Origin of the sequence: Edaphovirga cremea, assembly GCF_003332275.1 — a bacterium.
In the GTDB taxonomy this organism is placed as follows: Bacteria; Pseudomonadota; Gammaproteobacteria; order Enterobacterales; family Enterobacteriaceae; genus Edaphovirga; species Edaphovirga cremea.
The window spans coordinates 81,410-101,366 of the sequence record NZ_QOVA01000012.1 but is presented as its reverse complement, the minus strand read 5'-3'; the positions used below and the strand labels follow the sequence as shown (position 1 = coordinate 101,366).

General features: G+C 49.8%; 16 protein-coding genes and 4 tRNA genes. 17 read left to right on the top strand and 3 right to left on the bottom strand.

The features are described from left to right. Positions 1-4: 4 nt before the first annotated feature. Positions 5-1,291, bottom strand: a complete 1,287-nt coding sequence (gene rhlB, locus DRI82_RS16250) for an ATP-dependent RNA helicase RhlB (protein ID WP_114194953.1) — start codon at positions 1,289-1,291, stop codon at positions 5-7. 118 nt (positions 1,292-1,409) lie between these two features. On the opposite strand from rhlB, the gene trxA reads away from it, so the two are divergent. The 17 genes from trxA (at position 1,410) to DRI82_RS16165 (ending at position 17,002) form a co-directional block, all read left to right on the top strand. Then, a complete protein-coding gene (trxA, locus tag DRI82_RS16245; RefSeq protein WP_114194952.1) occupies positions 1,410-1,736 on the top strand; it encodes a thioredoxin TrxA in 327 nt (108 codons plus the stop codon). A 458-nt stretch (positions 1,737-2,194) separates the two neighbouring features. Beyond that, positions 2,195-3,454: a transcription termination factor Rho gene (rho, locus tag DRI82_RS16240; RefSeq protein WP_114194951.1), complete on the top strand. Its 1,260-nt coding sequence runs from the start codon at positions 2,195-2,197 to the stop codon at positions 3,452-3,454. A 300-nt stretch (positions 3,455-3,754) separates the two neighbouring features. Next, positions 3,755-4,852, top strand: a complete 1,098-nt coding sequence (wecA, locus tag DRI82_RS16235) for a UDP-N-acetylglucosamine--undecaprenyl-phosphate N-acetylglucosaminephosphotransferase (RefSeq protein ID WP_114194950.1) — start codon at positions 3,755-3,757, stop codon at positions 4,850-4,852. A gap of 21 nt (positions 4,853-4,873) precedes the next feature. Then, positions 4,874-5,923, top strand: a complete 1,050-nt coding sequence (gene wzzE / locus DRI82_RS16230; protein WP_114194949.1) for an ECA polysaccharide chain length modulation protein — start codon at positions 4,874-4,876, stop codon at positions 5,921-5,923. A gap of 79 nt (positions 5,924-6,002) precedes the next feature. Then, positions 6,003-7,133: a non-hydrolyzing UDP-N-acetylglucosamine 2-epimerase gene (gene wecB / locus DRI82_RS16225; RefSeq protein WP_114194948.1), complete on the top strand. Its 1,131-nt coding sequence runs from the start codon at positions 6,003-6,005 to the stop codon at positions 7,131-7,133. Next, positions 7,130-8,392: a UDP-N-acetyl-D-mannosamine dehydrogenase gene (wecC, locus tag DRI82_RS16220; RefSeq protein ID WP_114194947.1), complete on the top strand. Its 1,263-nt coding sequence runs from the start codon at positions 7,130-7,132 to the stop codon at positions 8,390-8,392. The genes wecB and wecC overlap by 4 nt, the downstream gene beginning before the upstream one ends. A gap of 58 nt (positions 8,393-8,450) precedes the next feature. Continuing rightward, positions 8,451-9,158: a dTDP-4-amino-4,6-dideoxy-D-galactose acyltransferase gene (gene rffC / locus DRI82_RS16215; RefSeq protein ID WP_114194946.1), complete on the top strand. Its 708-nt coding sequence runs from the start codon at positions 8,451-8,453 to the stop codon at positions 9,156-9,158. 4 nt (positions 9,159-9,162) lie between these two features. Continuing rightward, complete coding sequence (gene rffA, locus DRI82_RS16210; RefSeq protein WP_114194945.1) at positions 9,163-10,293, top strand: dTDP-4-amino-4,6-dideoxygalactose transaminase; 1,131 nt, start codon at positions 9,163-9,165, stop codon at positions 10,291-10,293. A 1-nt stretch (position 10,294) separates the two neighbouring features. Then, the gene (wzxE, locus tag DRI82_RS16205; protein ID WP_114194944.1) at positions 10,295-11,545 is read left to right on the top strand and encodes a lipid III flippase WzxE; all 1,251 of its coding nucleotides are present in this window, start codon (positions 10,295-10,297) and stop codon (positions 11,543-11,545) included. After that, positions 11,542-12,627 (top strand): TDP-N-acetylfucosamine:lipid II N-acetylfucosaminyltransferase, encoded by a 1,086-nt coding sequence (locus DRI82_RS16200; RefSeq protein WP_114194943.1) that lies wholly within the window; start codon positions 11,542-11,544, stop codon positions 12,625-12,627. Before wzxE ends, DRI82_RS16200 begins: the two co-directional genes overlap by 4 nt. Beyond that, a complete protein-coding gene (gene wzyE / locus DRI82_RS16195) occupies positions 12,624-14,000 on the top strand; it encodes an ECA oligosaccharide polymerase (protein ID WP_114194942.1) in 1,377 nt (458 codons plus the stop codon). The genes DRI82_RS16200 and wzyE overlap by 4 nt, the downstream gene beginning before the upstream one ends. Positions 14,001-14,009: 9 nt before the next feature. Next, positions 14,010-14,750, top strand: a complete 741-nt coding sequence (gene wecG, locus DRI82_RS16190; RefSeq protein WP_114194941.1) for a lipopolysaccharide N-acetylmannosaminouronosyltransferase — start codon at positions 14,010-14,012, stop codon at positions 14,748-14,750. Positions 14,751-15,001: 251 nt separating this feature from the next. Beyond that, complete coding sequence (thrP, locus tag DRI82_RS16185; protein ID WP_114194940.1) at positions 15,002-16,390, top strand: bifunctional threonine/serine APC transporter ThrP; 1,389 nt, start codon at positions 15,002-15,004, stop codon at positions 16,388-16,390. A gap of 148 nt (positions 16,391-16,538) precedes the next feature. Further along, positions 16,539-16,615, top strand: a tRNA-Arg gene (locus tag DRI82_RS16180). A 55-nt stretch (positions 16,616-16,670) separates the two neighbouring features. Further along, positions 16,671-16,746: transfer RNA gene (locus tag DRI82_RS16175), tRNA-His, on the top strand. A 13-nt stretch (positions 16,747-16,759) separates the two neighbouring features. Further along, a tRNA-Leu gene (locus tag DRI82_RS16170) sits at positions 16,760-16,846 on the top strand. A gap of 79 nt (positions 16,847-16,925) precedes the next feature. Then, a tRNA-Pro gene (locus tag DRI82_RS16165) sits at positions 16,926-17,002 on the top strand. A gap of 627 nt (positions 17,003-17,629) precedes the next feature. On the opposite strand, the gene hemY is transcribed toward DRI82_RS16165, so the two are convergent. After that, complete coding sequence (gene hemY / locus DRI82_RS16160; RefSeq protein WP_114194939.1) at positions 17,630-18,823, bottom strand: protoheme IX biogenesis protein HemY; 1,194 nt, start codon at positions 18,821-18,823, stop codon at positions 17,630-17,632. A gap of 3 nt (positions 18,824-18,826) precedes the next feature. Continuing rightward, complete coding sequence (gene hemX, locus DRI82_RS16155; RefSeq protein ID WP_114194938.1) at positions 18,827-19,951, bottom strand: uroporphyrinogen-III C-methyltransferase; 1,125 nt, start codon at positions 19,949-19,951, stop codon at positions 18,827-18,829. Between the last annotated feature and the right edge of the window lie 6 nt (positions 19,952-19,957).

Sequence of the window (19,957 nt, the reverse complement as noted above, 5' to 3'; positions counted from 1 at the left end):
GTTATCAGCCTGGACGTTTACGGTTGCTTCTTGGCGCACCGCCGCGACGTGGCGACGAATTACGGCGCGGACCATTACCGCTACGCGTACGGGTCAGGCGTTTTGGCGCAGGCAGATCGGTCAGTAACGCCTCGCTGTTGTATTTACTGACTGGAATGCTATGACCCGTGTAGGTCTCGATTCCCGGCAGATTCAATGCATATTCTTCACAGGCCAGACTAATGGAATGGCCACTTTCGCCAGCACGGCCTGTACGGCCAATACGGTGAACATAATCTTCACTGTCGTCAGGAAGGTCATAGTTGAACACGTGGGTGACTAAAGGAATATGCAGACCACGGGCAGCGACATCAGTCGCAACCAGGATATCCAGATTGCCCTTGGTGAAATCATCCAGAATACGCAGGCGTTTTTTCTGGGCAACATCGCCGGTCAATAATCCAACACGGTGTCCATCGGCAGCCAGATGGCCCCAGATGTCTTCACAACGGTGTTTGGTATTGGCAAAAATGATGCAGCGATCTGGCCACTCTTCTTCGATAAGCGTCTGCAACAGGCGCATTTTTTCTTCGTTTGAAGGGTAGAACAGCTCTTCTTTGATCCGGTGACCCGTTTTTTGTTCCGGTTCCACTTCAATGGATTCAGCGTTGTTCATGTATTCAAAAGCCAGCTCTTTGACACGATAGGAGAGCGTTGCTGAGAACAACATGTTCAGACGTTGGTTGGTTGGCGGCATGCGACGGAATAGCCAGCGGATATCTTTAATGAATCCGAGATCAAACATCCGATCAGCTTCGTCCAAAACCACAACTTGGATGGCTCCGAGGTTAATGTGATTTTGTTTGGCATAATCGATCAAACGGCCAGTAGTACCGATCAGGATATCAACACCGCTTTCAAGCACCTTGAGCTGCTTGTCGTAACCATCGCCACCGTAGGCGAGGCCAAGCTTGAGCCCGGTCGAATGGGAGAGGGCTTCTGCATCTGCATGAATTTGCACAGCAAGTTCACGCGTTGGCGCCATAATAAGTGCACGCGGTTGGTTGACCTGGCGGTTCTCATCGGCAGGATGAGAAAGCAAGTAATGAAAAGTAGACGCCAAAAATGCCAGCGTCTTTCCGGTACCGGTTTGCGCCTGACCCGCCACATCACGCCCGGAGACGGTGAGCGGCAATGCTAACGCCTGAATCGGCGTGCAATTATGAAACCCTTTATTTTCAAGGGCTTCAATGACTTTTGGGTGCAGGGCGAAGTCGGAAAACTTCTGTTCGGTCAAGTGTGTTTTGCTCATAGTGTGGTAGAATATCAGCTAACTATTGCTTTACGAAAGCGTATCCGGTGAAATAAAGTCAACCTAATGTTGGTTAATGCTACATCAACAAGGTAGACATAATCCTTTGGAGTAGAACATGAGCGATAAAATTATTCACCTGACTGATGACAGTTTCGACACTGATGTACTGAAAGCTGAAGGGTTTGTCCTGGTCGATTTCTGGGCTGAGTGGTGTGGTCCTTGTAAAATGATCGCTCCGATTCTGGATGAGATCGCCGAAGAGTTCGAAGGTAAACTGACGATTGCCAAGCTGAACATCGACGAAAACCCAGGTACTGCACCTAAATACGGTATCCGTGGTATTCCGACCCTGTTGTTATTCAAAAATGGTACAGTCGAGGCGACCAAAGTGGGCGCCCTGTCGAAAGGTCAGTTGAAAGAGTTCCTGATAGCAAAACTGTAACCGGCACGGATGACCGAAAGCTGGGTGTGTAGCGGCGGATGTGATTTTCACATTGACCGCTAGACGCCTGCAAAGAAGCGTGTTAAGTTTAACCATACTGCATATATAACTTACCTGTAGTTTGAATCCTAGAAAGTTTGAATCCTGAAGTTGAATCTACATCTAGATTTTACTCTGTGTTAAAAGCATCGCTGACTTGCTGCGCAATCGAATAGCGCACAGGGAAGTAATTTGAACTCCTGATGCGTTTTAGCAATCTTACGGTTTTACAAAAATCAGTTTTAAGGCACCTTCACTCTCAGACCATTGTCGTTCATAAATTGCGTACAGCACACGGCTGAAGGCAAACATACAGAATGCAATGATCGTTGATGGTTCCATTAAACAGGCATGCATGACGCTGCCATACCATTCACGACAAAGTTCGAGACATACCCCGAGTTTAAGAACCCACCATTATGAATCTTACCGAATTAAAGAATACGCCGGTTTCTGATCTGATAACTCTCGGCGAAAATATGGGCCTGGAAAACCAAGCCCGCATGCGTAAACAAGACATTATCTTCTCTATTCTTAAGCAACATGCGAAAAGTGGAGAGGATATCTTCGGGGACGGTGTATTGGAGATATTGCAGGATGGATTTGGTTTCCTCCGCTCTGCAGACAGCTCTTACCTCGCCGGTCCTGATGACATCTATGTTTCCCCTAGCCAAATTCGCCGCTTTAACCTCCGTACTGGTGACACCATAGCCGGTAAGATTCGTCCGCCAAAAGAAGGTGAACGTTACTTTGCTCTGTTAAAAGTTAACGAAGTTAACTATGACAAGCCGGAAAATGCCCGTAACAAGATCCTGTTTGAAAACCTTACGCCACTGCATGCCAATTCTCGTCTGCGCATGGAACGGGGTAACGGTTCTACTGAAGATTTGACCGCTCGCGTACTGGATCTGGCGTCGCCGATCGGTCGTGGTCAGCGTGGTCTGATTGTGGCACCGCCGAAAGCCGGTAAAACCATGCTGCTGCAAAATATTGCACAGAGCATTGCCTACAACCACCCTGATTGCGTACTGATGGTTCTGCTGATCGACGAACGTCCGGAAGAAGTGACCGAGATGCAGCGTCTGGTTAAAGGTGAAGTCGTTGCCTCTACCTTTGATGAGCCAGCATCACGTCACGTCCAGGTTGCAGAAATGGTGATTGAGAAGGCCAAGCGTCTGGTTGAGCACAAGAAAGATGTGATCATCCTGCTGGACTCCATTACCCGTCTGGCGCGTGCTTACAACACCGTGGTTCCTGCCTCTGGCAAGGTGCTGACCGGTGGTGTGGATGCCAATGCCCTGCATCGTCCTAAACGTTTCTTCGGTGCCGCGCGTAACGTTGAAGAGGGCGGAAGCCTGACAATCATCGCGACTGCGCTGGTTGATACCGGTTCGAAAATGGATGAAGTGATCTACGAAGAATTTAAAGGCACAGGCAACATGGAGCTGCATCTGGCTCGTAAAATTGCTGAAAAACGTGTCTTCCCGGCGATCGACTACAACCGTTCAGGTACCCGTAAAGAAGAGCTGCTGACTACCTCTGAAGAATTGCAAAAGATGTGGATCCTGCGCAAGATTATCCATCCGATGGGTGAAATCGATGCTATGGAATTCCTCATTAATAAGTTGGCAATGACGAAAACAAATGATGAATTCTTCGATATGATGAAGCGCTCATAATTCAAGAAAACTCACTGAACGCCACGCTTAGTCGTGGCGTTTTTTGCTTTTGGTAGCTACGATAAGCGCAACTATAGCTTTAATCTAAGAATAATTCAGATAATGGCGAATGGTATTTGATAACGCCTTTGTTTTATTTTCATTGATTCTCCGGATGAGAGAAAAAGGCTATCTTGACAGGTGCATGGAAAGCCGAATTATGACTGTCACCATAGGATATGACCGTAAGACTATGAGGTTTCATGACATTGCCAGGCTACGAGACTGACTGTCTTATCAATTTGCAGAGAGCTGTTAACTGTGAACTTACTCACTATGAGTACTGAGCTTCTAATTATCTTCTTGTTTTCCTTCTTTTTTTTATTTGCGGCTCGTAAAGTTGCGAAGAAAATCGGCTTAGTTGATAAACCCAATTACCGTAAACGCCATCAGGGCCTTATACCCTTGGTTGGCGGCATTTCTGTGTATGCTGGCATCTGTTTTACCTTCGCGATTACCGAGCAACCGATCCCCCATTCCTGGCTGTATCTCACCTGTGCGGGTGTGCTGGTTTTTGTCGGTGCGCTTGACGATCGTTTTGATATCAGTGTGAAAATCCGTGCTTTTGTACAGGCGATGGTAGGCATTGCGATGATGCTGTTCGCCGGGCTGGTACTGAAAAGTCTTGGGCATATTTTAGGCCCATGGGAAATGATCCTGGGACCGTTTGGTTATCTGGTTACGTTGTTTGCGGTATGGGCAGCCATTAACGCCTTTAATATGGTGGACGGGATTGATGGGCTGCTCGGCGGGTTATCCTGCGTCTCATTTGGTGCAATGGGTATTCTACTCTATCAGGCGGGGCATCTGGATTTGGCACTGTGGTGCTTTGCGATGATAGCGGCAATTATCCCATATATCCTGCTCAACCTGGGCATTCTTGGCCGTCGCTATAAAGTTTTCATGGGGGATGCTGGCAGCACGCTGATTGGTTTCACCGCGATCTGGATCCTGATGCAAGGCACCCAGGGTGAAACACCACCCATGAATCCCGTTACTGCCTTGTGGCTGATCGCTATTCCATTGATGGATATGATCGCCATAATGTATCGACGTCTACGCAAAGGGATGAGCCCCTTCTCTCCCGATCGCCAGCATATCCATCATCTGATCATGCGTGCTGGTTTCTCCTCACGACAGGCATTCGTGCTGATTACTTTAGCTGCCGCAATATTGGCAGCGGTTGGAGTGATTGGTGAAAGGCTCTATTTCGTTCCTGAATGGATGATGCTGGTTCTATTTCTTCTGGCATTCTTCCTCTATGGCTACTGTATCAAGCGTGCCTGGCGAGTGGCGCGATTCATTAAGCGCATAAAACGCAGGATGCGCCGTTCCACTATAAATAAGCATGTATCTTAAACCAGAGGCTTTTTGGCAGTGATGAAACCAGATACGTTGTCTCCAAAGAATGAACAGACCATTGAGAATGAACTCGATATTCGCGGTCTTTGCTGCACGCTCTGGCGTGGCAAATTATGGATTGTTGGCGTTGCTGTTCTCTTTGCTGTGATTGCCCTGGGTTTTTCATATCTGGTCAAACAGGAGTGGAGTTCTACCGCAATCACCGATCGGCCTACCGTCAATAATCTTGGCGGTTATTATTCGCAGGCACAGTTTCTGCGTAACCTTGATGTGCGTAACAACAACACAGTCTTAACAGACCAGCCATCAATCTCTGATGAAGCCTATAATGAATTTATTATGCAACTGGCTGCTTACGACACGCGTCGTGATTTTTGGCTGCAAACGGATTACTACAGACAGCGTCTGGAAAATGACCCTAAAGCAGATGCAGCGTTGCTGGATGAGTTGGTGAGCGATATTCAGTTCATCTCCCGTGATGACAAAAAATTCATGAACGACAGTGTGAAATTGACTGCCGAAACCAGCGCTGATGCCAATAAATTACTGCGGCAATATGTGGATTTTGCCAGCCTGAGAGCCGCTTCACATTTAAATGATGAACTGCAGGGAGCCTGGGCGGCGCGTACCCAGTCCATGAAAGCCCAGGTGAAGCGCCAGGAAGAAGTTGCTGCTGCTGTCTTCAAGCGGGCCGTAAATAGCGTCGAACAAGCGCTGAAAATTGCTCAGCAGCAGAATATCAGCCAAAGTCAGACGGCTACGCCAGTGGAACAATTGCCGGATTCTGACATGTTCCTGTTGGGTAAACCGATGCTGCAAGCACGTCTGGAATCGTTACAAGCTTCAGGGCCGAGCTACGATTTGGCGTATGATCAGAATCGGGCGATGTTGTCGACCCTCAATGTCGGGCCAACGCTTGAGCCAGAATTTCAAACTTATCGCTATCTGCGTACCCCGGAAGAACCGGTGAAACGTGATAGTCCGCGTCGCGCGTTCCTAATGATTATGTGGGGAGCGGTTGGCGCATTGATCGGGGCTGGCGTCGCTCTGGGGCGTCGCCGCAATTGAGAGCAATAATGAGAATGGGTGCGTTACGTGCCTTAATAGCAGGAGTTGTCTGCGCCCAATTGACTTAAAGAGATTCGCCGTGAAAGTGTTGACTGTATTCGGCACCCGGCCTGAAGCCATCAAGATGGCTCCGCTGGTGCACGCCTTGGCTCAGGATGAAGCCTTTGAAGCAAAAGTATGCGTTACGGCTCAACATCGCGAGATGTTGGATCAGGTTCTGCGTTTGTTTGAAATCAAACCAGACTATGATCTTAACATTATGCGCCCAGGTCAGGGACTGACAGAAATAACCTGTCGCATTCTTGAGGGGCTCAAGCCCGTTCTCGACGAGTTCAAACCTGATGTCGTTTTGGTTCATGGTGATACCACGACGACAATGGCGACCAGTCTGGCCGCTTTTTACGAACGCATTCCTGTGGGGCACGTTGAAGCGGGTCTGCGTACCGGCGATCTCTTTTCGCCATGGCCGGAAGAGGCTAATCGCACGTTGACGGGGCGCTTGGCGACATTCCACTTTGCCCCTACTGAAAACTCGCGTGCCAATCTGGTTCGGGAGTCGCTCAATGAGAATCGCATTTTCGTTACCGGGAATACGGTTATCGATGCTTTGCTGTGGGTTCGCGATCGGGTTATGAACGACGCGGTGCTGAAGGAGTCGCTGGCTCAGCGTTACTCTTTCCTGGACAGCAGTAAAAAAATGATTCTTGTTACTGGCCATCGCCGGGAAAGTTTTGGTGGCGGGTTTGATCGTATTTGCGCCGCGCTGGCAGAAATTGCGCGTAGTCATCCAGATGTGCAGGTGGTTTATCCAGTGCACCTCAACCCGAACGTCAGTGAACCGGTTAATCGCATTCTGCGTGGTATTGATAATATTATGCTTATCGAGCCGCAGGACTATCTGCCCTTTGTCTATCTGATGGCTCACGCTTACCTGATTCTGACCGATTCAGGTGGAATACAGGAAGAAGCACCTTCACTGGGCAAACCGGTACTGGTCATGCGCGATACGACAGAAAGACCCGAAGCTGTGGATGCCGGAACGGTGCAGTTGGTGGGTACTGACACATCTAAAATAGTTGAAGAAGTCACCCGTCTGCTGACCGATGAAAACGCATATCATGAAATGAGTCGGGCACATAACCCTTACGGCGACGGACACGCCTGTCAACGAATCCTGCACGCTTTGAAGAACCATCAGGTGAAGCTATGAGTTTTGAAACTATTTCTGTTATTGGGCTGGGATACATTGGCCTGCCAACAGCCGCTGCTTTTGCATCGCGGGGAAAAAAAGTCATCGGTATTGATGTCAATCAACTGGCCGTAGAAACCATCAACCGAGGTGAAATCCACATCGTGGAACCCGATCTCGGTCGGGTGGTGAAGCAGGCGGTGGAACATAAGTTCCTTCAGGCGTTCACCCACCCGCAGGTGGCGGATGCATTCCTGATCGCGGTTCCAACCCCTTTCAAGGGCGATCATGAACCTGATATGGCGTATGTCGAGTCGGCTGCCCGCTCCATTGCTCCGGTGTTGAAAAAGGGCGATCTGGTGATTCTCGAATCTACTTCACCGGTAGGTTCCACCGAGCAGATGGCAAACTGGCTGGCTGAAATGCGCAGCGATCTGAGTTTCCCTCAGCAGGCGGGTGAACAGGCAGACGTGAATATCGCCTATTGCCCTGAGCGCGTATTACCGGGTCAGGTTATGGTCGAGTTGATTAAAAACGATCGGGTTATTGGCGGAATGACGCCGACCTGTTCGGCCCGCGCCAGTGAACTGTACAAGATATTCCTTGAAGGTGAATGTGTGGTGACCAATTCCCGCACCGCCGAAATGTGTAAGCTCACAGAAAATAGTTTTCGCGATGTGAATATCGCTTTTGCCAACGAGCTGTCACTGATTTGTTCTGAGCAAAACATCAATGTCTGGGAATTGATCCGCCTGGCGAATCGACACCCGCGTGTAAACATTCTGCAACCGGGGCCGGGCGTGGGTGGTCACTGTATCGCGGTTGATCCGTGGTTCATTGTGGCGCAGAACCCGCAACAGGCGCAGTTGATTCGTACTGCTCGGTTGGTGAATGATGGCAAGCCGTTGTGGGTTGTCGAAAAAGTGAAAGCGGCCGTGGCGGATTGCCTTGCTGCTACCAATAAACGTGCCTCTGAAGTCACCATTGCCTGCTTTGGTTTGGCGTTCAAACCCAATATTGACGATTTGCGTGAAAGCCCTGCCGTCGAAATTGCCCACCTGATTGCACAGTGGAATGCAGGCCAGACTCTGGCCGTTGAGCCAAATGTGCGTAAGCTGCCGAAATCACTCGCAGACAGCGTGACACTGACAGAAACTACCGATGCACTGGCGCAGGCTGACGTCCTGGTCATGCTGGTGGATCATCAACAGTTCAAGGCCATTAAACCTGAAGAAGTAAACCAGACCTGGATTGTCGATACCAAAGGGGTATGGCGTTAATTCGCCTGCTTTTCACTGGCAGCGCTTGCGCTGCCTGAAAACATAATGGACTGAGAGCATGACTATCCGCGCCACTATCATCCCTCTGGAGTGGGAGAGCGATTTCTTCCAGCAGCCCAGCGGCAAGTTGAATTTCAGTGAGCAGGCTCCGGTTCTGTCGTCCTCCGATTTGCAGAAATATCGTATCGTACAGGCAAAAATACCGGCGCAGAATCCAGCGCTGGCGGACGATTTGGCACTATTCGGCTTCCGGTTGGTTGAGGGAGAAGTGGATCTGGCCCTCAGCATTGACGCTCAGCCCGGTAAATCATTTTCCTCTATAAATGCCCGAATCGCCATGCCTGAAGATATTCATGCGTTACGCGCTGCGGCGGCCAGTGCCTTTGCATTGAGCCGTTTCCGTGCTCCCTGGTATCAGGCTGATGACAGTGGTCGTTTTTATGCCCAGTGGGCAGAGAAAGCCGTGCTGGGTACGTTTGATCACCAATGCCTGATCGTACATGACGATGCTGGACAACCGCAGGGTTTTGTCACTCTGCGTGATTTAGGGGACGGTGAGGCACGTATAGGTTTGCTGGCTGTCTGGCCTGGTGCGGCTGGAAAAGGGGCAGGTACAAAATTAATGTCGGTGGCGAAACAGTGGTGTATGGATAAGCAACTACGGTGTTTACGCGTAGCGACCCAGATGGGCAACATCGCCGCTTTACGTCTTTATATTCGCTCTGGTGCTTCCATAGAAAGCACGGCTTATTGGTTGTATAGGTGATCCCATGATTCCATTTAACGCTCCACCCATTGTTGGGACAGAACTCGATTATATGCATGCCGCCATGAACAGCGGCAAGTTGTGTGGTGACGGTGGTTTTACCCGTCGTTGTCAGCAGTGGCTGGAGCAGAAGTTCAACTGTCATAAAGTCCTGCTGACGCCATCCTGTACCGCTTCGCTGGAAATGGCGGCGCTGTTGCTGGATATCAAAGAAGGTGACGAGGTGATCATGCCAAGTTTCACCTTCGTTTCCACAGCCAATGCCTTTGTCCTGCGTGGCGCCAAAGTCGTCTTTATTGATGTTCGTCCTGATACGATGAATATGGATGAAACTAAAATCGAAGCGGCGATCACTGAAAAAACCCGCGTCATAGTGCCTGTTCATTACGCCGGTGTGGCGTGCGAAATGGACACCATCATGGCGTTGGCGAAAAAGCATAACCTGTTTGTGGTTGAAGATGCCGCACAGGGCGTGATGTCGACGTACAAAGGCAAAGCATTGGGAACTATCGGCCACATTGGTTGCTTCAGTTTCCATGAGACAAAAAACTACACGGCGGGTGGCGAGGGCGGTGCAACGCTGATTAACGATCCGTCGTTGATCGACCGGGCAGAGATCATTCGTGAGAAAGGCACTAACCGCAGTCAGTTTTTCCGTGGGCAGGTCGACAAGTATACCTGGCGTGACATCGGTTCCAGTTATCTGATGGCAGATTTGCAGGCTGCCTATTTGTGGGGGCAACTTGAGGCCGCTGAACAGATTAACCAACGCCGTCTGCTGCTGTGGAATAATTACTACCAAGCGTTCAAGACGTTATCTGACGCGGGGCGTATTGATTTGCCGTCGATCCCGGCGGATTGCGTGCAAAATGCGCACATGTTTTATATCAAACTCAAAGATATCAAAGACCGCAGCAAGTTTATCAGTTATTTGAAAGAAGCCGAGATCATGGCGGTATTCCATTATATTCCGTTGCATGACTGCCCGGCAGGCGAAAAGTTTGGTCGTTTCTCTGGTGAAGATCGCTTTACCAGTAAAGACAGCGAACGGTTGGTGCGATTGCCCCTGTTCTACAACCTCACTGAGGTGAACCAACGCACGGTGATTAATACCATCCTGAGTTTCTTTGCCTGATATGTCACTGGCAAAAGCATCGGTTTGGACGGCAGGCTCAACGCTGATTAAAATTGGCGTTGGGCTGATTGTAATAAAACTATTGGCGGTGTCGTTTGGGCCGAGCGGCGTGGGTCAGGCGGGTAACTTCCGCCAGTTGATTACCGTACTGGGCGTTCTTTCTGGCGCAGGTATTTTTAACGGAATTACGAAGTACGTTGCTGAGTATCATCAGCAGCCCGAGCGTTTGCGTGCTGTCCTGGGCACTTCTGCCACGTTGATTCTGGGGTTCTCTACGATTCTGGCGCTAACGTTTCTGTTGGCCGCCGGACCCATAAGCGTTGGCCTGTTTGGGCACAACCGTTATGAAAACGTGGTCAGGGCGGTGGCCTTGATTCAGATGGGTATTGCCTACGCCAATTTTTGTCTGGCGATCCTGAAAGGATATCGCGATGCGATGGGCAATGCGCTGGCGATCATTGCGGGTAGCCTGATTGGTCTGGTGGCCTATACCCTCTGTTTTCGTATTGGCGGTTATGAGGGGGCGCTCGCTGGGCTGGCGCTGGTACCTGCATTGGTGGTGTTGCCCGCCGGGTTTATATTGATCAAACGCGGAACCGTTCCGCTCAGTTACTTCAAACTCGGTTGGGATCGGCCTTTAGCGAAACTGCTCAGCAAATTTACCCTCATGGCGTTGATCACCTCGGTGACCTTGCCCGTGGCCTATGTCATGATGCGAAATCTGCTGGCAGAAAACTACAACTGGGATGCGGTAGGTATCTGGCAGGGCGTCAGCAGTATTTCAGACGCCTATTTGCAATTCATTACTGCCTCTTTTACCGTTTATCTGCTGCCAACACTCTCGCGCCTGACCGAGAAACATGACATCTCGCGCGAGATTGTGCGATCGCTGAAATTTGTTATCCCGGCCGTGGCGATAGCGAGTTTTTGCGTCTGGTTGCTGCGGGATTTTGCCATCTGGCTGCTATTTTCTGACAAATTTGTCGCGATGCGTGATCTCTTTGCCTGGCAACTGGTTGGCGACGTAATGAAAGTGGGAGCGTATGTGTATGGTTATCTGGTGATTGCCAAAGCTTCCCTGCGTTTTTATATTTTGACCGAGGTCAGCCAGTTTCTGCTGCTGACCGGTTTTGCACACTGGTTAATTCCGCGAAATGGCGCGCTGGGTGCCGCGCAGGCGTATATGGCAACGTATGTCATATACTTCGCGCTGTGTAGCGCTGTATTTATTATTTATCGTAGACGGGCATGACAACTCTTATTCACGTATTGGGATCAGATATCCCTCATCATAATCAGACGGTGTTGCGCTTCTTTAACGATGTGCTGTCTCTGCGTTTACCTGCTGAACAAGTACGTAAATTTATGGTAGTCGCCAGTGATGACAGCACTTTTGCCGGGTTCACAGCGTTGAACATTGACGTTTTCCCCAATAAAAAAGCGCTGGCGGATGCGGTGATTTCCCTTGCACAGGCGGATCGTTCGACGCATTTTTTCTTGCACGGCCAGTTTAATCCCACGCTATGGCTTGCCTTGCTCAAAGGCAGTATTAAAGCCAGACAAGTCTATTGGCATATTTGGGGCGCTGACCTGTATGAGGACGCCGCTGGCCTGAAATATCGCCTGTTTTATCAGTTGCGCCGTTGGGCGCAGGGGCGTATTGCCCACATTTTTGCCACACGCGGCGATATCGTTCACTACCAACAACGCCATCCGCGAGTTCCCGCTTCCCTGCTGTATTTTCCAACGAGAATGGATCCTGAACTGACACAGGCAACGTCTGAACGCCCTGAAGCAGGGCCAATGACGATCCTATTGGGGAACTCTGGAGATCGTACCAACCGGCATATCGAAGCGTTGAAGTCGATTCACCAGCAGTTTGGCAGCGATGTACGCATCATTATTCCTTTGGGCTACCCGGCGAATAATCATGACTACATTGAACAGGTACGGCAGGCCGGTATTGCGTTGTTCCCAGAAAAGAATCTCCGATTGCTGACGGAAAGCGTCGAGTTTGCTGATTATCTGCAAATTTTACGCAGTTGCGATCTTGGCTACTTCATTTTCAATCGTCAGCAGGGTATTGGGACTCTCTGTCTGCTGATTCAGTTCGGCGTACCTTTTGTTCTTAGCCGGAAAAATCCCTTCTGGCAGGATCTGGCGGAGCAACATTTGCCCGTCCTGTTTTATGGCGACTCACTGGATGAAGCGACAGTCCGTGAGGCACAGCGGCAGATCGCGCTGACTGACAAAAACAGCATCGCGTTTTTTAATCCCAACTATATCGACGGTTGGCAGCAGGCATTGGCTATCGCGTCAGGAGAGTCGGCATGACCCTGACTCAGTTTGGCGGCTTGCTGGTGGTCTATCTGCTTTCACTGCTGTTTATCCTGACGCTGACCTATCAGGAGTTCAGGCGAGTCCGCTTTAATTTCAATGTCTTTTTTTCCGTTCTTTACCTGCTGACGTTTTTCTTCGGTTTCCCGCTGACCTGTATGCTGGTGTTCCAGTTTGATGTCAGCGTAGTGCCCGTTGAATATCTGTTGCAGGCATTGCTGGCCGCTGCGTGTTTCTACGCGATTTATTACGTCAGTTATAAAACGCGGTTGCGCAGGCAACAGGTTCAAAAGCGTGTACCTTTGTTTAGCATGAACAGGGTCGAAACCCACCTCACCTGGCTGATGCTGGCGATAGTCGCCGTCGGTACGGTTGGCGTGTTCTTCATGCAGAATGGTTTCCTGTTGTTCAAGCTCAACTCCTACAGCCAGATCTTCTCTAGTGATGTATCGGGTGTGGCGTTGAAGCGGTTCTTCTACTTCTTTATTCCCGCGATGCTGGTAGTTTATTTCTTGCGGCAAGACTCAAGAAGCTGGCTATTCTTTCTGGTGAGCACTGTTGCATTTGGTATCCTGACATACGTCATTGTGGGAGGAACCCGTGCAAATATCATTATTGCTTTTGCCCTGTTTCTCTTTATCGGCATTGTCCGTGGGTGGATCTCGCTGTGGATGTTGATGATGGCCGGGGTCTTCGGTGTTGTTGGCATGTTCTGGCTGGCACTCAAACGTTATAGCCTTGACGTCAGTGGAGCCGAGGCGTTTTACACCTTCCTTTATCTGACTCGCGATACGTTCTCTCCCTGGGAGAATCTGGCACTGCTGCTGCAAAATTACGATAAAATTGATTTTCAGGGGGTGGCTCCGATTGTCCGTGATTTCTATGTTTTCATTCCCAGTTGGTTATGGCCTGGCCGCCCGGACGTAGTCCTGAATTCAGCAAACTACTTCACTTGGGAAGTATTGAATAATCACTCCGGGCTGGCGATATCGCCCACGCTAATCGGTTCTCTGGTGGTGATGGGAGGCGTGTGGTTTATCCCGTTAGGGGCGGTAGTCGTGGGTTTGATCATTAAATGGTTTGATTGGTTGTATGATTTGGGGAAAAGGGAGAGCAATCGCTATAAGGCTGCCATTCTTCAGGGGTTCTGTTTTGGTGCGGTTTTTAACATGATCGTACTTGCACGTGAGGGCGTAGATTCATTTGTGTCCCGTGTGGTCTTTTTCTGCATTATTTTTGGCGCCTGTCTGGTGTTAGCCAAATTGCTGTATTGGATGTTTGACGCTGGTGGTCTTATCAAGCAGCGTGTTATGGGTATCCGGCATCGTACTTGTGCATCGTCTCAGACGCCTGCAGACAGCATTCTGTAAGGGAATTTGATGGATTCGATAAGCTCTATCCCTAAATATACCATTCGCGGTCTGGATATTTGGGGTTTTCGTAATATGGCTCAGTTCCTTGATCATCTGTTTGCTGGTAAGCGGATAAAAACAGGAACGCTGGTGGCGATCAATGCTGAAAAAGTGTTGGCAGCCGAGCGCGATCCTTCGCTGCACGAACTGATCAATGGTGTTGAATACAAATATGCCGACGGCATAAGCATTGTGCGTTCAATCCGCCGTAAATATCCGGATGCGGTTATTTCACGTATCGCCGGTGCCGATTTGTGGGAGGCGTTGATGCAAAGGGCGGGGCAGGAGGGAGCACCGGTTTTTCTGATCGGAGGGAAACCAGAAATTTTGCTTCAAACCGAAACCCAACTTCGCGCCCAGTGGAATGTGAATATTGTTGGCAGCCAGAACGGCTACTTCACACCAGAAGAGCGTGAGTCACTGTTCCATCGGGTAAAAGCCAGTGGGGCAGCTATTGTGACTGTGGCTATGGGATCGCCTCGTCAGGAGATCCTGATGCGGGATTGCCGGGAAACCTATCCTGACGCGTTATATATGGGAGTAGGCGGTACGTACGATGTTTATACTGGTCACGTTAAACGTGCACCTAAGTTTTGGCAGAACTCGGGTCTTGAGTGGCTTTACCGTCTCATTTTGCAGCCTAGCCGCTTTGGCCGACAGCTGAAACTATTAAAATATCTGCGTTATCACTACACCAATCGTTTATAAATTGAATGTGCCAGTTCGAAGTACTTCACAACTGGCCTTCCACTTCGTCTTAATTACTTGAAACTAAAACAAAAAATCACTATCGGATATAAAAACCCTTTCACTTAGAACATAGGGTTTTAATGGACGGTTTGCTAATACCGCTGAAATACGAAATCCTATTGCGCGGTAAATAATAGAATCCAGAAAAAACAATAACATTCCGATAACTTCGGAAGGCAAAACGACATCCAACGACAGACAGAGGTTTTATGGCGAGTCAAGAGAAGCAACAAGGGCTACAGCGGGGGCTGGAAGCCCGGCATATAGAATTGATAGCACTGGGTGGTACCATCGGTGTTGGTCTGTTTATGGGGGCTGCCAGCACCCTTAGATGGGCAGGGCCTTCAGTATTACTGGCTTATATCATCGCCGGTGTATTTGTGTTCTTTATCATGCGTTCAATGGGTGAGATGTTGCACCTTGAACCTGTTGCCGGTTCTTTTGCGGTGTATGCACACAAATATCTCAGCCCCTATTTCGGCTATCTCACTGCGTGGAGCTATTGGTTCATGTGGATTGCCGTTGGGATATCGGAAATCACCGCAATTGGCGTCTATGTACAATATTGGTATCCGGATATGCCTCAATGGATTCCGGCACTGGCAGGTATCGCGATTGTCGCCACGGCTAACCTTGCCGCAGTGAAATTGTACGGTGAGTTCGAGTTTTGGTTTGCGCTGATAAAAATCACCACCATTATCGTGATGATCGTTGTTGGTCTGGGCGTGATTTTCTTTGGTTTTGGTAACTTTGGTCAGCCAACGGGTTTTGGCAATCTGACCAACCATGGTGGTTTCTTTGCGGGAGGGTGGAAGGGATTTCTTTTTGCACTCTGTATTGTGGTGGCATCTTATCAGGGTGTTGAATTGGTGGGGATTACTGCGGGTGAAGCGAAAAATCCCCAGGTTACTCTCAAGCGAGCAATTAATAACATCCTCTGGCGTATCCTGATTTTCTACGTGGGTGCGATTTTTGTTATCGTCACTATTTTCCCATGGAATGAAATTGGTACGCATGGCAGTCCGTTCGTTCTTACCTTTGCCAAAATTGGTATTACTGCTGCGGCCGGGATCATCAACTTTGTGGTATTAACGGCGGCGCTCTCCGGCTGTAACAGCGGTATGTACAGCTGTGGACGTATGCTATACACCCTGGCAAATAACCGGCAATTGCCGTCTTTTCTTGGCAAAGTCTCGATTAGCGGTGTTCCCGTCTATGGTATTGCCGTGACTATCGCCTGTTTGCTGGTGGGGTCATGCCTCAACTACATCATCCCGAATCCGGAAAAAGTGTTTGTCTACGTCTACAGCGCCAGTGTGCTGCCGGGTATGATGCCGTGGTTTGTGGTGCTGATCAGCCAATTGCGCTTCCGTGCTGTCCATAAAGAAGCTTTGAAGAAGCATCCGTTCAAATCGATTATGTTCCCTTATGCAAACTATCTGACGCTGGCATTCCTGTTGTGCGTACTGGTAGGCATGGGGTTTAACCCCGATACGCGGATTTCTTTACTGGTAGGGGCTATTTTTATCGCCGGTGTGTCGTTGATATACTTTGGGCTGGGGATGCATAAGCGTGCACAAACCCCGCATAAAGGGTAAAGTCATCGGGTAAGTGATTGTAAGGGGGTGCAGAATGCTTACTTTTGCCTCGGAATGGACAAAGCGTAATCAAACGCAACATTTATGAGAAAAAGGTATAGACAGCACCCCATTAAATCCGTAATATCCCGTCCCGCAACGGCGCTACGCGCCCGTAGCTCAGCTGGATAGAGCGCTGCCCTCCGGAGGCAGAGGTCTCAGGTTCGAATCCTGTCGGGCGCGCCATTAAGTTTGTGCGCAAGAGCTGCGGTGGTATATTTACCGCGTGAAAGAGTAAATGGTGGCTATAGCTCAGTTGGTAGAGCCCTGGATTGTGATTCCAGTTGTCGTGGGTTCGAGCCCCATTAGCCACCCCAAATTTGTGAAGTTGCGAAGGTGGCGGAATTGGTAGACGCGCTAGCTTCAGGTGTTAGTGTCTTAACGGACGTGAGGGTTCAAGTCCCTCTCTTCGCACCACACAGATTGCATTGATACGATTTTTCGTTAATACAACGATCATCATTGATACAATGCGCGGCAGTAAAGAAGTACATTTCGGCGAGTAGCGCAGCTTGGTAGCGCAACTGGTTTGGGACCAGTGGGTCGGAGGTTCGAATCCTCTCTCGCCGACCACATTTAAAGAACCCCGCTTAACGCGGGGTTTTTTGCATTCCGACTGCGGATAAAGGTGTATTTTTGCGCAGTTTGCGTAATGTTTAAACACTGTCTGATTTTAACGACAAAGGCAGGTATGTTTGTCGCCGGAGGGAGACATCTAGTTATCTGATTTATAACGGTAAAATAAATGTCACAGTCCTCCGTCTCCGCCAAGCGACAGTTTGTTGCCGTGGCAGCGGGCGAAAAAGAAATGCAGAAATAATAGAATAAGTTGTTATTTAAATTTGTTTAGTTAAAACAATGAATTAAATAATAATTTGTGTGGCGTCAACATGGTTGGCACGCAACGTGCTTTATCAGTCTTGTAGATGCACATTCCATCTCTTATGACAGTCTTCTTCTTTCTCACGATAAAAGAGCTTCATAAACCCAGGAATGTCGCAGAGCCAATTTCGGTGCCTACTGTCCAACTCATCGATAACGATATATTTATCACCGAGCGGGCATAACGTTGAGTGAGGCACCACCCCTGCTGTCCTAGACCTGATTTGCTTTTTATAACACTTGTCATCTGGCAAGTGTTTTTTTTGCCTGTAAAAAAGGCTCCCGGAGGAGCCTTCCTGTGAAACCGACTAGAGAAAATCATTCACCGTCTTGTTTCAGGGTCAGCATCAGCCCTTCATGGCGCATCTGTGCCGCTTCATCGGCTTTATGCAACTTATCGAGGGCATCAGCAAGCCATGCGTAGTCATACGCGTCAGGACGCTGTTGCAGCGCCTGCCGGAAGGATTCACTGGCTGCTTGCCATTCACCGTGCTTCATCAAGAGCTGCCCAAGCGTACTGTTGAGTAACGGGGTTGCGCCATGCTGTTTGATCTGCTGGCGCAAAAGCTTCTCAAGTTGCTCAGGGTTACCAGACTTCAGGCGAGGGATCAGCAGTACCAGTCGTTCATCATATTGACGTTTCAGGCCATCCAGCAGCACCTGCTGCGCCATATCATGATCGTTACACTGAATCAGATGCTCAATCATGGCGGCTTGCAGGGCGACAACATGACGGGTTTTACGATTTTGATCGCGCCACCAGCGTTTCAGCCCATCGCTGCCTTCATCAGCCATAATCTGGTTCATCAGACCGATATAGGCGGTTTCCTGCAGTGCCTGCAATTCGTCTTCACTGTGCAGATCGCTTTTTGCCATCGACGGCAAGATCTCCAGCAGTGAAGAGAATGCGCCGCTGCGCAAATAGGCTTGCTCAGCCAGACGAAGCACTTCTGGATGACGCGGTGCCTGAGCCAGCAGACGGTCAACGCCATGGCGTGCGGCGTAGACTTCACCTTGCGCCAACTGAATTCTTACGCGGGTGATATCCACAGGTAACTGATCGGTATCCGCAATTTCTGCGGCGCGTTCAAGGTACTGATTGGTGCGGAAATCATCCCCGCGCTGTTGCGCGGCTTCTGCGGCCAGCAGGTAGTTCACCATCGGCTGCTCTGCATGGTCGGCGTTACGTGTCAGGAGTTTTTCAACCTGACGATGATCGCCCTCGGCCAACTTGATCATGGCTGCCTTGGTTTGCTTGCGGGCTTTCGAGCGCTTGCGGCCAGCGAACCAGCCACGGGTGCGGGCACCGGTGCGGAACAGACGGCGCAGGATCCATTCGATGATAAACAGCACAACAAACAAGAGGATCACCATAATCACCAACCCGGTGACACTGGTCTCCACATTGTAATTATCTGTTTGGATCAGGACATAACCCTGATGCCCGGCCAGCATCGGGCCAACAACGATGCCGGCAATCAGCAGCAGAAAAAGGACTAATACGCGTAGCATAATTTAGCCCTCCTGGTTGCTGGTGGGAGCCTGGGCGAGCAGGTTACGAACACGCGTCTGCATCAGTTTCTCCAGCATTGGCTGGCTTTTCAACTGATCGGGTACGTCCATTGAAATCGACTGTTGACTGAGGTTTTCCAAATCGTCCAGAAAGGCTTTGGTGCTGGGATCGCTGGTATCAAAATAGGCCCGTACCCAGGTTGAAACGGTTTCGAGCGACTGTTTAAAAACTTCATTCTGATGACGCGGCACGGCCTGTGCCGCGACCAGCAGACGGGAACGGATGTTTTCCCGGAGATAAACGTCCTGATTTGGTGCCAGCAATGGTTCTGCACTGCTATCACGGCGGCGTATGGTAATAAAGTCAGCCATAAAGTTATGCCAGCTTTTACTCAGGTTCTGTCGCCATTCATTGAGCGAACTGGTGAGTTCAGCACTGTCTTCATCCATCGGCGAATCATCGGTATCATTATCTGCCAAACGCAGATCATCAACCTGATTGGAAAGCTGATTCACCTTCAGGATGATTCCGTCAAAATCCACTTGTGCCACAGCCGAGAGTGAACCGATATCCTCAGTAATCGCACGGCGAACATCTATCAGGCTAGGATCGTTCATGTCCGCGAGGCTGGCATCAGCACTTTTCAGCAGCGCAGCCGCAGTGGTAACGTCCTGATCGCTCCATAACTTACGACCCGCGAGTTTCACCAGAAAGTCTGCCTGTGCCAGAAGCCAGGTTTTTGAGTCGCTGCCAGCAATGGTTGCCACTTTTTCCTGCAACTCATTGAGCTGTCGGTTAAAGGTTATTTGCTGATGGTCAGCGGTTTCCAGCGATTTACCTTGTTGTTGCAGCAGGTTTTCAATCTGCTCTTTATCTTTTTGCTGGGTCTGCTTTAGCGCTGCCAATTGTGATTCCAGCGCCTGGTTGGCCGCTGTTTGCGCTTGAGCCTGTTGGTGCCCGTGATAATAAAGTCCGCCACCCAGTGCAATAACCAGCACGATAGCGACCGCACCGAGTACCAGTCCGGTACGTTGCTCTTTACGGGGTTCAGTCTCTGGCTGGTGGGGAGTCTCAACCGCAGCGGGAATATCTTCAACCGGTGCGGATGGAGTTTTTTGTTCCGTCATTTAGGC

Excerpts from the sequence above, each read along its gene's own strand:
- rhlB (WP_114194953.1), bottom strand. The coding sequence starts at position 1,291 with ATGAGCAAAACACACTTGACCGAACAGAAGTTTTCCGACTTCGCCCTG.
- trxA (WP_114194952.1), top strand. The coding sequence starts at position 1,410 with ATGAGCGATAAAATTATTCACCTGACTGATGACAGTTTCGACACTGAT.
- rho (WP_114194951.1), top strand. The coding sequence starts at position 2,195 with ATGAATCTTACCGAATTAAAGAATACGCCGGTTTCTGATCTGATAACT.
- wzzE (WP_114194949.1), top strand. The coding sequence starts at position 4,874 with ATGAAACCAGATACGTTGTCTCCAAAGAATGAACAGACCATTGAGAAT.
- wecC (WP_114194947.1), top strand. The coding sequence starts at position 7,130 with ATGAGTTTTGAAACTATTTCTGTTATTGGGCTGGGATACATTGGCCTG.
- rffC (WP_114194946.1), top strand. The coding sequence starts at position 8,451 with ATGACTATCCGCGCCACTATCATCCCTCTGGAGTGGGAGAGCGATTTC.
- rffA (WP_114194945.1), top strand. The coding sequence starts at position 9,163 with ATGATTCCATTTAACGCTCCACCCATTGTTGGGACAGAACTCGATTAT.
- wzxE (WP_114194944.1), top strand. The coding sequence starts at position 10,295 with ATGTCACTGGCAAAAGCATCGGTTTGGACGGCAGGCTCAACGCTGATT.
- DRI82_RS16200 (WP_114194943.1), top strand. The coding sequence starts at position 11,542 with ATGACAACTCTTATTCACGTATTGGGATCAGATATCCCTCATCATAAT.
- wzyE (WP_114194942.1), top strand. The coding sequence starts at position 12,624 with ATGACCCTGACTCAGTTTGGCGGCTTGCTGGTGGTCTATCTGCTTTCA.
- wecG (WP_114194941.1), top strand. The coding sequence starts at position 14,010 with ATGGATTCGATAAGCTCTATCCCTAAATATACCATTCGCGGTCTGGAT.
- thrP (WP_114194940.1), top strand. The coding sequence starts at position 15,002 with ATGGCGAGTCAAGAGAAGCAACAAGGGCTACAGCGGGGGCTGGAAGCC.
- hemY (WP_114194939.1), bottom strand. The coding sequence starts at position 18,823 with ATGCTACGCGTATTAGTCCTTTTTCTGCTGCTGATTGCCGGCATCGTT.
- hemX (WP_114194938.1), bottom strand. The coding sequence starts at position 19,951 with ATGACGGAACAAAAAACTCCATCCGCACCGGTTGAAGATATTCCCGCT.